Genomic DNA, 12,349 nt, shown 5'->3' with positions numbered 1-12,349 from the left:
GACGAAAGGACCACTCCGATGACCACTCATGGGCTCGGGTCCTCACTCGCCTACTTGCTGAGCCGTGCGGAGCGCAGCGTCAACCGGGGGCTCGCGGCGGTGCTTGCCGGCGAGGGGGTCACCGTCGAGCAGTGGCGCATCATGCGGGCGCTGGCCGACGGGCGGGGCGAGTCGATGGGCGAGCTGGCCGAGGCGGTGCTGATGCCGCATCCCACGCTGACCAAGGCCGTCGACCGGCTCATCGACCGGGCGCTGGTCTATCGCGGCCCGGCCAAGGGCGACCGGCGGCGGGTGGCGGTGTTCGTCTCAGGGCGGGGGGCCGAGCTGCTGGCCCGCATCGACGGCGCCGTGGCCGAGCAGCAGGGGCTGATCGCGCTGGCGTTCGGCGCCGAGCGCACCGAGCAGCTCATGCGCGACCTGGAGAGCCTGGTCGCCGCCCTCGACCACGCCGAGCTGCGAGCCTGAGCAGGCGGGACGCGGGCCCCGCCCTGAACGCCCGAGCCGGTCAGCTCCCCTCGCGCTTCTTGGCGGAGTCGGCCCAGATGATCGCCACCACGCCGGCCGCCGCCACCCCCAGATAGCCCGGCAGCGGCAGGTCCACGAGCCGATGCAGAAAGCCCCAGGTGCTGTCGAACCACATCCGCCCGGCGAACCCGGCGAGCCCCTGGATGATGGCGATCACGCCGACGATGTTGACGATTCCTCTCATGCGTCAAGGCTCGCAACACGAGGCCCGCCCCGGCATCGAACCTTGGGCGGGCCTCCTGCTACTAAAGTCGCGCGCTCACGGGTAGAGGCCGCGCATCCGGTGCGCCTCGGCCACCCGGCTCACGCCGATGACGTGCGCCGCCTGCCTGAGCGTCAGCCCGCGCTCGGCGGCCAGCGCCTTCACCTCGTCGAAGGCGTTCAGCATCAGCTCGCGCAGCTTGAGCTCGATCTCGCCCGAGCTCCACGAGCACGCCTGCAGGTTCTGCACCCACTCCAGGTACGACACGATCACCCCGCCGGCGTTGGCGAGGATGTCCGGCACGACCGTGGTGCCGTTGGCCGCGAGTATCTCGTCGGCCTCGGGCGTGGTGGGCCCGTTGGCGCCCTCCACGACCAGGCGGGCGCGGACGCGCGGCGCGTTGGCCGCGGTGATGACGCCTTCGAGCGCGGCTGGGACGAGCACGTCCACGTCCAGCTCGAACAGGTCGTCGTGGGCCATCGCGTCGGCCTGGGCGTACCCGCGCACACCGCCGCTCTCGGCGACCCACGCGCGCAGCGCGGCGACGTCGAGCCCGCGCCCGTCGTGGACGGCGCCGGTGATGTCGGAGACCGCCACGACCTTGCAACCGGCGTCGGCGAGGTATTGGGCGGCGAGCGCGCCCACCTTGCCGAAGCCCTGCACGGCCACGGTCACGCCCTCGGGCGAGCGGCCGAGCGCGGCCAGCGCCGCGATCTGCACGCCGCGCGAGGTCGCGCCGCCGCGGCCGAGCGAGCCGCCCAGCGTCATGGGCTTGCCGGTGACCACCCCTGGCACCGAGTAGCCCGCGTTGACGCTGTAGGTGTCCATGATCCAGGCCATGGTCTGCTCGTCGGTGCCGACGTCGGGGGCCGGGATGTCCTTCTCCGGGCCGATCAGCGGCAGGATCTCGTTGACGTAGCGGCGGGTGAGCCGCTCCAGCTCGCGGGTGGTGAGCCCGGTCGGGTCCACGGCCACGCCGCCTTTGGCGCCGCCGTACGGGATGCCGACCAGTGCGCACTTCCACGTCATCCACATGGCGAGTGCGGTGACCTCGTGGATGTCGGTCGCCGGATGAAAGCGGAGGCCGCCCTTGGCGGGCCCGCGCGAGACGTTGTGCTGGACCCGGAAGCCCTGGACGACGTCCAGGCTGCCGTCCTCGCGCCGCACCGGGACCGAGACGGTCAGCGAGCGGCGGGGCGTGGCCAGCATCGTGCGGAGCCCGTCGTCCAGGCCGAGGTGCGCGGCGGCCCGGTCGAGCTGGTGCAGGGCGGAGTCGAGGGCTTGACGGCCCGGGGTGATCAGGGCCGGCGTCGTTGACGGCACCATGATGCTCATGGAAGGAATTCCTCCTGTTATGTACGCCCTATTATGGGAAAAGGCGCCATTGCCATTCCTTTTGGGCGTTGTTGTTACGATCATCCTAGAGCGGGTGGTTTGACCTTGCCTAGTTGTCGATGAAATCCAGGCCGGTGATCGAGATGCCGCGGTCGTGCCACTCTGGCAGGCTTACAAGCGCAGAGTGTGCCGAAACGTCGAATCGGGGGTGACATGACCGCACTCGTGGTGGGGCCGATGCTCAGATACGTCGACTCCGTCAGCGCCTCGATCTGGGTGGAGACCGCCGAACCCTGCACGGTCGCCGTCGAGGCGGACGGCAGGACTTACCGGTCGCCTACCTTCACCGTGCACGGTCACCACTACGCGATCGTGGATCTCGTTGAGTTGTCCCAGGATATCGCGTCGTACACGGTCAGTTGCGACGGGGAGCAGGTATGGCCGCTGGCGGGTCGCCCGCCGAGCCGCATCCGGCTGCTGCCCGCCGAGGGGGTGCGGCGGCTGGCGTTCGGATCGTGCCGCACCAGCGTGCCCCACGACGCCTTCCACGTGCGCACCCACGGTGACGACGTGCTGCGCGCCTACGGCGAGCACCTCGCCCAGGCCGGCGAGGACGAGTGGCCCGACCTGCTGCTGCTCCTCGGCGACCAGGTCTACGCCGACAGCCCGTCGCCCGACATGCTGGCCTTCATCCGCTCCCGCAGGAGCGACACCGAGCCCCAGGCGGAGATCGCCGACTTCGAGGAATACGCCGAGCTCTACCGCCAGGCGTGGACCGAGACCGAGATCCGCTGGCTGCTGTCCACCGTGCCGACGGCGATGATTTTCGACGACCACGACCTGCGCGACGACTGGAACACCTCCCAGCCTTGGCGCGAGCAGATGGCCAAGACGCCGTGGTGGCAGCGCCGGGTCGTCGCCGGCCTCGGCGCCTACTGGGTCTACCAGCACCTCGGCAACCTCTCACCGGCCGAGCGCGCCGAGGACCCGCTGCTGGCCAAGCTGATGGCCGGCGACGGGGGAGCGGCGCTCGACGCGTTCGCCGAGAAGGCCGACGCCGAGCCGAGCAGCAACCGCTGGAGCTACGCCCGCGACCTCGGCACCGCCCGGCTGATCATGGTCGACACCCGGTGCGCCAGGCAGCTCACCCCCGGCGACCGGCGCATGCTCGACGCCGAGGAGTGGGCGTGGCTGCAGGAGGAGGTGCGCAAGCCCGCCGACCGGCTCATCATCGGCTCGTCGATCCCGTTCCTGCTGCCCGAAGGCGTCCACGGCGTCCAGAACTGGAACGAGGCCCTGGCCGACGGCAAGTGGGGCCCGGTCGTCCGCCGCTGGTCGGAGACGTTGAGGCAGGCCATCGACCTGGAGCACTGGGCGGCCTTCCGCCGCTCGTTCGAGGACCTCGCCCGGCTGCTCATCGCGCTCGGCAAGCCGGCCTACATTTTGTCGGGCGACGTCCACTACTCCTACCTCGCCAAGGCCGACCGCGGGCAGGTCTTCCAGCTCGTCTGCTCGCCCATCCGCAACCCGCTCAGCCGGATGCTGCGCTGGGCCAACGTCTTCACCCAGTTCTCCATCGCCACCCTGGTCGGCAGCCTGCTGGCGCGCCTGGCCGGCGTCCCGCGCCCGCCGTTCCGCTGGCGCATCACCAGGGGCCCCTGGTTCCAGAACGCGCTGGCCACGCTCGACCTGCCGAACACGGTCACCTGGTACGGCTCCACCGGCGAGGTCGTCGCACCCATCGACACCACCGAGCTGCGCTGAATCTAAGCTCGTCCGCATGCTTGCTGATCCCTATGCCCCTGCCGTGCCCTTCTACGACCTCTTCCACGAGGACGGCCACGTGCCGGCGATCCGCGAGTGGCTGCCCCCGCTGCTCACCGGAGTGCGGCGTGGCGTCATCGAGATCGGCGCGGGCACCGGCCTGATCACCGAGGTCATCGCCCGTGCCACGCCGGGTGAGATCTACGCCGTCGAGCCGTCGCCCGGCATGCGCTCTGTGCTGGTCAACCGGCTGGCCCACGACCCCGAGCTGCTGCGCCGGGTGACCGTGCTGCCGTGCGGCGGGCTGGAGGTGAAGGTGGACGAGCCCGCCGAGGCGGTCGTGATGATCTCGGTGCTGCAGAGCTTCACCGCCGCCGAGCGGCCCGAGCTGTGGCGGGTGCTGGCCGGGCAACTCGAGACGGACGGGCGGCTGGTGTTCAACTGGCGCGACCGCGACCTGCCCAGCCCCGAGGCCGAGCCGGGAGTCATGGGGACGTACACCGTGGGGCGGCACACGTACGAGGTGGCCGGGCAGGTGCTCGACGTCACCGGTGACAGCGTCACCTCGCGCTTCCTCTACCGGGTCAGGCAGGGCGACCTGCTCCTCAGCGAGGACGAGGTGGTGAGCACCGCCCACCGGCCGGCGGGCGCGGTGCTGGCGGCCGAGCTGAAGGAGGCGGGCTTCGTCCAGGACGACGCCCCCGACGGCATGCAGGTGTGGCGCGCCTCCTGAGCACGCGTGAGGGCCGGAGGCGTGGCCTCCGGCCCCCGCGTCACCTGCTCTGGAGCTCGTAGACGGCGTCCACGAGCTGGTCGAGCGCCCAGTGGAGGTCGTCCTCCGAGACCACGATGGGCGGGGCCAGCCGGATCGTGGAGCCGTGGGTGTCCTTGGCCAGCACGCCGCGCTTCAGCAGCGCCTTCGACACCTCGCGCCCGGTGCCGACGTCGGGGTGGATGTCCACGCCCGCCCACAGCCCGCGCCCGCGCACCTCGATCACCGCGCCGTGGCCCACCAGCTCGCGCAGCCTGCCGAGCATCAGCTCGCCCAGCTTGGCGGCCCTGGCCTGGAACTCGCCGGTGTTGAGTATCTCGATCACGGCGTTGGCGACCGCGCAGGCCAGCGGGTTGCCGCCGAACGTGGAGCCGTGCTGGCCCGGATGGATCACGCCGAGCACGTCGCGGTTGGCCGCGATGGCCGACACCGGCACCACGCCGCCGCCGAGCGCCTTGCCCATGACGTAGATGTCGGGCACGACGCCCTCGTGGTCGCAGGCGAACGTGTGGCCGGTGCGCCCGAGCCCCGACTGGATCTCGTCGGCGATCAGCAGCACGCCCTCGGCCGAGCACAGCTCCCGCAGCTCGGTCAGGTAGCCGTCCGGCGGCACCAGCACCCCGGCCTCGCCCTGGATCGGCTCGACCAGCACGGCCACCGTCGCCGCGTCCATGGCCTCGCGGACCGCCTCGGCGGAGCCGTACGGGACGATGCGGAAGCCCGGCGTGTACGGGCCGAAGCCGTCGTGCGCGTCGGGGTCGGTGGAGAAGCTGATGATCGTCGTCGTACGGCCGTGGAAGTTGCCGTCCATGACGATGATGTTGGCCTGGCCGGGCTCGACGCCCTTGACCTCGTAACCCCACTTGCGGGCCACCTTGATCGCGGTCTCGACGGCCTCGGCGCCGGTGTTCATGGGCAGGACCATGTCCTTGCCCGTCAGGTCGCCGAGCCCGGCGCAGAACTGCGCGAACTGGTCGTGGTAGAAGGCGCGGCTGGTCAGCGTGAGCCGCTCGAGCTGCTCGCGCGCCGCCTCGATGATCTTCGGGTGGCGGTGGCCGAAGTTCAGCGAGGAGTAGCCGGACAGGCAGTCGAGGTAACGCCTGCCCTCGACGTCGGTGACCCACGCGCCGTCAGCCTCGTGGATGACGACGGGCAGTGGATGGTAGTTGTGCGCGCTGCGGCGCTCGCTTATCTCGATCAGCTCTGCGCTGGTGATCATGTCAGTTGTCCCCCCTGATCTCCAGTGTGCAGCACTTGGGGCCGCCACCCGCCTTGCGCAGCTCCGACAGGTCGACGGGGATCACCTCGTACCCGCGTCGCTTGAGTTCCAACTGCAGGTCGGTCGCCTCGGCGTTGATGACCACGTTCGTGCCGTCGCTGACCGCGTTGAGGCCGAGCACCTCGGCGTCCTGAGCGGTCGCGAGCACCGCGTCGGGGAACATGCGGCGCAGCACCGCGAGGCTCCCGGGCGAGAACGCCTCGGGGTAGTAGGCCACGTTGCGCCCGTCGAGCGGGAACAGCGCCGTGTCCAGGTGGTAGAAGCGCGGGTCCACCAGCGTCAGCGAGACGACGGGGCGGCCGAGGTACTCCTGTGCCTCCTGGTGGGCCACCACGTCCGTGCGGAAGCCGGTGCCGGCCAGGATGACCTCGTCGAGGGTGAGGAAGTCGCCCTCGCCCTCGTTGACGTGCGCCGGCTCCATCACCGGGTAGCCGCGCTCGGCGAACCAGCGCAGGTAGGCGGGCCCCTCCGCGGCGCGCTGCGGGTAGGCGAAGCGGGCGCCGTAGACGCGGCCGCCCGCGACCAGCGCGCCGTTCGCGGCGAAGACCATGTCGGGCAGGCCGTCGATCGGCTCGATCAGGCTCACCTCGTGCCCGAGCTCCTCGTACGCCGACTTCAGGCCCTCCCACTGCCGGACCGCGATGTCACGGTCGGCGCCCGCCTCGGGATGCATCCACGGGTTGATGGCGTACTCGACCGCGAAATAGTCCGGGCGGCACATGAGGAAGTGTTTGGGCATGCAGCGCTCCATCGGCTCTCTAAGCAGGGAAAACTCCACGATGCGGAGATGAGGACAGCCTAGGAACGCCGATTAGGGCGGCCAAGGGCTTGACATTGCGCGTTCGCGCAGATCCGTTGCTTGTCTCAGCCCATCAAGGGCGATTCGTTGCGCGCCTCCGGCACCGAGGCGCCCGGCGGTGTGTCGATGAGCCGCGATAGCACGATCGCGCTCTTGGTCCGCACCACGAACGTCTCCGCCGCGATGCGCTCGATCACCCGCTCCACGTGCCGCACGTCGGTGGCCCTGATGTGCAGCAGCGCGTCGGCCTCGCCGGTGATCGTGGCCGCCGCCACCACTTCGGGGAACTTCGCCACCGCCAGCGCGATGTCCGACGGCTTGGTCTTGCCCTGGCAGAACAGCTCGACGTACGCCTCCGTCGTCCAGCCCAGCGCCTGCGGCGCCACCCGCGCGCTGAACCCCGTGATCGCCCCCGCCTGCCGCAACCGGTCGACCCTGCGCTTGACCGCCGAGGCGCTCAGCCCGACCCGGTGGCCGATCTCGGCGTAGGTCTGGCGGGCGTCGTCCACGAGCGCCGCGATGATGTCACGATCGAGCCGGTCCAGTTCCACGCGCTCTGTATACCTCCTGGCCAGGCTGGCGCGCGACGAAGGGGCGCGGGAGACTGGGCCGGCTGATCGTTGATGGGAAGGTATCCGCAGAAATGAGCACCGCAAGCTTCCCCGAGGGCTTCGAGTGGGGAGTGTCGACCTCGGCCTTCCAGATCGAGGGGGCCCCGGACCTCGACGGCCGCGGCCCGTCGATCTGGGACGCCTTCTCCGTGGACCGGGTGGAGGCGTGCGACCACTACCACCGCTATCCGGAGGACGTCCGGCTGATGCGGGAGCTGGGTCTCGGCTCCTACCGGTTCTCGATGAGCTGGCCGCGGATCTTCCCCGCGGGCGGCGGCAAGCCCAACCCGGCCGGGCTGGACTTCTACGACCGGCTGGTGGACGAGCTGGCCGGCGCCGGCATCAAGCCGTACGCGACGCTCTATCACTGGGACCTGCCGCAGGCGCTGGAAGATCGCGGCGGCTGGCCGTCGCGTGACACGGCGCTGCGCTTCGCCGACTACGCCGCCGCCGTGCACCAGCGGCTCGGCGACCGGGTGCGCACCTGGTTCACGCTGAACGAGCCGTGGGTGGCCGCCTACCTCGGCTACGGCTCCGGCATCCACGCCCCCGGCCGCACGTCGGCCGCCGAGGCGTTCGCCGCCGCCCACCACATGCTGCTCGGCCACGGCCTGGCCGTGCGGGCGCTGCGCGAGGCGGGCGCCGCCGAGGTGGGCGTCGTGCTCAACATCTCGCCCGTCATGACGCCCGCCCAGGTGGGTGATCCCGGCCGGCGGGCGTCGGAGGAGGACGCGGCGGCCGTCGCCAGGATCGACACGCTGGTCAACCGGCAGTTCCTGGAGCCCGTGCTGCGCGGGGCGTACCCGGAGGAGCTGCTGCCGGTCATCGAGCGGCACGGCAGGCTCGGCCACGTCCACGACGGCGACCTGGAGATCATCGGGCAGCCCATCGACCTGCTCGGCGTCAACTACTACGCGCCTCTCGTCGTGCAGGCCCAGCCCAGCGAGCCCGCCGACCCCGCCTACCCGGGCAGCGAGGGCGTGCTGTTCTGCACGGTGCCCACCGCCGTCACCGCCATGGGCTGGCCCATCGTGCCCGGTTGCCTGTCGCAGCTGCTGGGCCGGCTCACCCGCGAGTACCCCGGGCTCGAGCTCATGATCACCGAGAACGGCGCCGACTTCGTCGACGTGGTGACCGGCGACGGCATCCACGACGTCGATCGCATCAGCTTCATCGAGGAGCACCTGCGCGCCCTGCGCGCCGCGCTCGACGCGGGCGCCAACGTACGCGGCTACCTCGCCTGGACGCTGCTCGACAACCTCGAATGGGTGGACGGCTACCAGCGCAAGTTCGGCCTCGTCCACGTCGACTTCGCCACCCAGCGGCGGCGGCTCAAGGACAGCGCCCTGTGGTACCGCGACGTCGTACGCCGCAACGGCCTGGCCGAGACCCCGCCCAAGCGCCCCACCCTGGAGACCGTGGCCGCCCGCGCCGGCGTCTCCCGCGCCACCGTCTCCCGCGTCGTCAACGGCGAGTCGTCGGTGAGCCCCGAGGTCAGGACCGCCGTCATGCGGGCCGTCAACGAGCTCGGCTACGTGCCCAACCTGGCCGCCCGCAGCCTCGTCACCCGCAGGACCAACGCGGTCGCGCTCGTGCTGTCGGTGCCCAGGCAGGGCGGCGGCGACGCGCTGACCGCGGCCGTCGTCCAATACGTCACCAGCCTGCTCGAAGGCGCCGGCAAGCAGATCACGCTCATGCTCGCCGACACCGCCGAGAGCCACCGGCGCATCGTCGCCCACGTGGAGGCGCGGCTGGCCGACGGCGTCGTGCTGCTGCCGCCCGACCGGGCCGACACGCTGGCCGAGCGGCTGTCCCGCACCGGGGTGCCGGTCGTGCTGCTGGGCAAGCCGGAGATCGCGTCGCTGGTGCCGTACGTGGACGTGGACAACGCGGGCGGCGCGGCGGCGGCCACCGAGCACCTGCTGGAGCGGGGGCGGCGGCGCGTCGGCATGGTGTGCGGGCCGATGGACCTGGTGACCGTCCAGGACCGGCTGGCCGGGCACCGGGCGGCGCTGCACCGGGCGGGCCTGCAGCCCCACCTGGCGCCCGCCGACGACCTCACCAGGGCCGCGGGCGCCGACGCGATGCGGCGGCTGCTCGCCGACGACCCCGCGCTCGACGCCGTCTTCGCCGCCACCGACCAGCTCGCCATCGGCGCCATGCGGGCGCTGCGCGAGGCAGGGCGGCGGGTGCCGGACGACGTGGCGGTGGTGGGCTTCGACGACATCGACGCCGCCTCGGCCACCACGCCCGCGCTCACCACCGTCCGGGTGCCGGTCGCCGACCAGGCGCTGGCGCTGGCCCGGCTGCTGCTGTCGCGGCTCGAGGGCCGCCACACCACCTCGGTCGTGCTGCCCGCCCGGCTCGTCGTGCGCGAGTCGGCCTAGATCTGCCGCTCGAACAGCTCGGGGAAGACCTTCGACACCTTCGCCAGCAGGTACTCGCCGTACGTGCCGGTGAAGTCGACCTGGCCGTCCCAGCGGCGGCCCGGCGCGTACGGCAGGGGCGGCACCTCGCTGTCCCAGCCGGGGTCGAAGAAGAACGGGAAGCTGAGCCGCTCGTTGCCGCTGCGGTTGCGCACCCGGTGCGGCGTCGAGCGGTAACGGCCGCCGGTGAGCTTGTCGAGCATGTCGCCGATGTTGCACACGAACGTGCCTTCCAGCGGCGGCGCCTCCACCCAGCCCGATCGCGTGTGCACCTGAAGGCCGCCGTTGGCGTCCTGGAGGAGGAGGGTGAGCAGGCCGTAGTCGGTGTGCTCGCCGACGCCCCACGTCTCGGGGTCGTCCGGCGCGCCCGGCGGGTAGTGGAAGATCCGGAACAGGATGGTCGGGTCGGCCGTGTAGCCCGTACGGAAGTAGTCCTCGTCCAGCCCCAGGCTGAGCGCGACGCCCGCCATGACCGCCTGCCCGACCTCCGTCATCCTGTCCAGGTAGTCCAGCACCGCCGCGCGCAGCTCGGGCACCTGGGCGGGGAACAGGTTGGGGCCGTGCAGCGGGCGCGGCCCTGGCGGCTCCTCGGCGCCGAAGCAGACGCCCTCCTTCAGGTCGGGCCGGCCCGAGGTCAGCTCGCCGCCGACCGGGAAGAAGCCGCGCCACGCCCGGCCGCCGCGCTCCATCGCGATCTCGTTCTTGACCTCGTCGGGCAGCGCGAAGAAGCGCCTGGCGGCGGCGTCGAGCCGGTCGATCAGCTCGGCCGGTACGCCGTGGCCGCGGATGTAGAAGAACCCGCTGTCGCGGCAGGCCGCGCCGATCGCCTCGGCCACGGCCCCTTTGCCCGCCTTCTTGCCTGCTTCCCCACCCGGGCCGCCGGTGACGAGCGGCGACACATCGATGATCGGCAAATCGCTCACGCGGTCATTGTTCCCCCATTTCGTCCATCGCCGCGTGTGCCGGCTCGACAGCGGCTTCGACAGCCTGGCCACGGCGTACCTGGGCGGCGTCGTGGAGGGGCTGCGGGACCCGGAGGCGGCGAGCTGGGCAGAACGGATCATCGCCCGCCGGCGCACCGCCTGACGGCCGCTGGGGCCCTTCCCGGGCCCCAGCGGCTCCGGTCAGGAGGTCGAGAATGTGAACCAGTTGACGTTGACGAAGTCGGCGGGCTGCCCGGAGGAGAAAGTCAGGTACACGGTGTGCGTGCCCGTCACCCCCGAGATGTTGGCGGGGATGGTCCGCCAGCTCTGCCAGCCGCCCGTGCTGGCCAGGGCGAAGTCACCGATGGGCGGCGCCGTGGGGCTGTCCAGCCTGACCTGGACGAGCCCGCTCACCCCCGCCGCCGCGCCCGACGCCACTCTGGCCCTGAACTGGGTGGCGGGCGTAGAGCCGAATCTCACGCCGTCGTAGCGCAGCCAGTCGCCGTTGGCGATGGCGCCGACGTTCTGACCGCCGCCCGAGTCGGTGGTGGTCTCGACGATCGTGCCCGACTGAGCAGAGTAGCGCTCGGCCTGGATGGTCGAGCGGGCGTCGACGTCGCCGGGCGGGTCGGTCGGCGGGTCGGTCGGGTCGGTGCCGCCGCCGCCGCTCTGCCAGACCGCCACGTAGTCGACCACCATCGGCCGGCCCGGCACGGTGGCCGCGGTCGGCGTCTGGCCGCCGAGCGCGTTCGGGAACGCGCCGCCCATCGCCACGTTGAGCAGCAGGAAGTAGCCGGCGTGGCCGGTCATGTTGTTCCACGTGGTGGCGTCGAACCTGGACTGGCTCAGGCTGTGGAACAGCTGGCCGTCCACGTACCAGCGGAGCTGGTTGGGCGAGACGCTGCGGTCCCACTCGAAGCGGAAGGTGTGGAAGGCCGACTGGCAGGTCGAGCCGGGGCAGGCGCGGCTGGCGCTCAGGCCGTTGGTCTCCTCGCACGGGCCGCCGGGGTTGACGCCGCAGTGGAGCACTCCCCAGACGGAGTTGAGTCCGTTGACGTTCTCCATGATGTCGAACTCGCCGATGGCCGGCCAGTTCCAGTAGTTCCCCCGGTACGGCGCTCCGAGCGCCCAGAACGCCGGCCAGTAGCCGAGGGCGGCTTGACCGGTCACGTTCGGCATCTGCAGGCGGCTCTCGATGCGCAGGATGCGGCCGTCGGCGGGCTTGAAGTCGGCGCGCCTGGTCTCGATGCGGGCCGAGGTCCACTCGCCCGACGAGCTGCGCAGCGGGGTGATGCGCAGGTTGCCCGAGCCGTCGAGGCTGAGGTTGGAGGTGCTGTCGGTGTAGCGCTGGATCTCGCCCGTTCCCCAGTTGCCGGGGCCGCCCGGGTAACCGTGGCCGGTGTCGATGATCCAGTTGCTGGAGGAGGGAAGGGTGTTGGCCGGGCCGTTGAAGTCGTCCGCCCAGACCAGCGACCAGCCGGACGGGGTGGCGGGGACGGAGGCCGAGGCGCTGGTGGCCACCTGGACGAGCAGGCCGCCGAGTGCGGCCAGCGCCGCGGCGACCGCCGCCAAGCGGCGCCTGTGCCTGTTCACACGGGTCATCATCGCTCCATGGGGGGTGCGGAGGGACCTGAGAGAGCGCTCTCTCCGCAGTGTGGACGCTTGGCTTACCTGCTGTCAACATTCCGCACGCCGCTCCTGACCGCCCTGTGA

General features: G+C 71.5%; 12 protein-coding genes. 5 read left to right on the top strand and 7 right to left on the bottom strand.

Features of this window, described 5'->3' with window-relative positions; translation table 11 throughout:
• The first annotated feature begins 18 nt into the window (after positions 1-18).
• Positions 19-465: a MarR family transcriptional regulator gene (locus tag ABZW11_RS20235; protein ID WP_355419160.1), complete on the top strand. Its 447-nt coding sequence runs from the start codon at positions 19-21 to the stop codon at positions 463-465.
• Between the two features lie 40 nt (positions 466-505).
• Here ABZW11_RS20235 and ABZW11_RS20230 read toward each other — a convergent pair whose 3' ends face one another.
• Positions 506-709, bottom strand: a complete 204-nt coding sequence (locus ABZW11_RS20230) for a hypothetical protein (RefSeq protein WP_355419158.1) — start codon at positions 707-709, stop codon at positions 506-508.
• A 75-nt stretch (positions 710-784) separates the two neighbouring features.
• Positions 785-2,062 carry a Glu/Leu/Phe/Val dehydrogenase gene (locus ABZW11_RS20225; protein ID WP_355419156.1) on the bottom strand — a complete coding sequence of 426 codons (1,278 nt, stop codon included), beginning with the start codon at positions 2,060-2,062 and terminating at the stop codon, positions 785-787.
• A 213-nt stretch (positions 2,063-2,275) separates the two neighbouring features.
• On the opposite strand from ABZW11_RS20225, the gene ABZW11_RS20220 reads away from it, so the two are divergent.
• Both ABZW11_RS20220 and ABZW11_RS20215 read left to right on the top strand, forming a co-directional pair.
• Positions 2,276-3,826, top strand: coding sequence for an alkaline phosphatase D family protein (locus tag ABZW11_RS20220; RefSeq protein ID WP_355419154.1), 1,551 nt, complete (start codon positions 2,276-2,278; stop codon positions 3,824-3,826).
• A 16-nt stretch (positions 3,827-3,842) separates the two neighbouring features.
• Positions 3,843-4,559: a class I SAM-dependent methyltransferase gene (locus ABZW11_RS20215; RefSeq protein ID WP_355419152.1), complete on the top strand. Its 717-nt coding sequence runs from the start codon at positions 3,843-3,845 to the stop codon at positions 4,557-4,559.
• A 40-nt stretch (positions 4,560-4,599) separates the two neighbouring features.
• Here ABZW11_RS20215 and rocD read toward each other — a convergent pair whose 3' ends face one another.
• The 3 genes from rocD to ABZW11_RS20200 form a co-directional block, all read right to left on the bottom strand.
• Positions 4,600-5,817 carry an ornithine--oxo-acid transaminase gene (gene rocD / locus ABZW11_RS20210; RefSeq protein ID WP_355419150.1) on the bottom strand — a complete coding sequence of 406 codons (1,218 nt, stop codon included), beginning with the start codon at positions 5,815-5,817 and terminating at the stop codon, positions 4,600-4,602.
• A gap of 1 nt (position 5,818) precedes the next feature.
• Entirely contained in the window at positions 5,819-6,616 is a 798-nt protein-coding gene (gene ddaH / locus ABZW11_RS20205) for a dimethylargininase (protein ID WP_355419148.1), read from the bottom strand.
• Positions 6,617-6,741: 125 nt separating this feature from the next.
• Positions 6,742-7,227, bottom strand: a complete 486-nt coding sequence (locus ABZW11_RS20200) for an Lrp/AsnC family transcriptional regulator (RefSeq protein ID WP_345399260.1) — start codon at positions 7,225-7,227, stop codon at positions 6,742-6,744.
• 92 nt (positions 7,228-7,319) lie between these two features.
• Between ABZW11_RS20200 and ABZW11_RS20195 the strand changes: the two genes are divergently transcribed.
• Positions 7,320-9,674, top strand: coding sequence for a GH1 family beta-glucosidase (locus tag ABZW11_RS20195; RefSeq protein ID WP_355419146.1), 2,355 nt, complete (start codon positions 7,320-7,322; stop codon positions 9,672-9,674).
• Here the strand turns inward: ABZW11_RS20195 and ABZW11_RS20190 are convergent.
• Entirely contained in the window at positions 9,671-10,636 is a 966-nt protein-coding gene (locus tag ABZW11_RS20190; protein WP_355419144.1) for a 2-oxoglutarate and iron-dependent oxygenase domain-containing protein, read from the bottom strand. The two genes, ABZW11_RS20195 and ABZW11_RS20190, sit on opposite strands and share 4 nt — an antisense overlap.
• A gap of 34 nt (positions 10,637-10,670) precedes the next feature.
• On the opposite strand from ABZW11_RS20190, the gene ABZW11_RS20185 reads away from it, so the two are divergent.
• Positions 10,671-10,799 (top strand): hypothetical protein, encoded by a 129-nt coding sequence (locus ABZW11_RS20185; RefSeq protein WP_355419142.1) that lies wholly within the window; start codon positions 10,671-10,673, stop codon positions 10,797-10,799.
• 38 nt (positions 10,800-10,837) lie between these two features.
• Here ABZW11_RS20185 and ABZW11_RS20180 read toward each other — a convergent pair whose 3' ends face one another.
• A complete protein-coding gene (locus tag ABZW11_RS20180) occupies positions 10,838-12,229 on the bottom strand; it encodes a glycoside hydrolase family 16 protein (protein ID WP_355419140.1) in 1,392 nt (463 codons plus the stop codon).
• Positions 12,230-12,349 lie beyond the last annotated feature (120 nt).

This window comes from Nonomuraea sp. NPDC004580 (genome assembly GCF_040609855.1).
In the GTDB taxonomy this organism is placed as follows: Bacteria; Actinomycetota; Actinomycetes; order Streptosporangiales; family Streptosporangiaceae; genus Nonomuraea; species Nonomuraea salmonea.
Note: the sequence above shows the minus strand (reverse complement) of the source record. Positions and strands in the feature narration are given on the sequence as shown.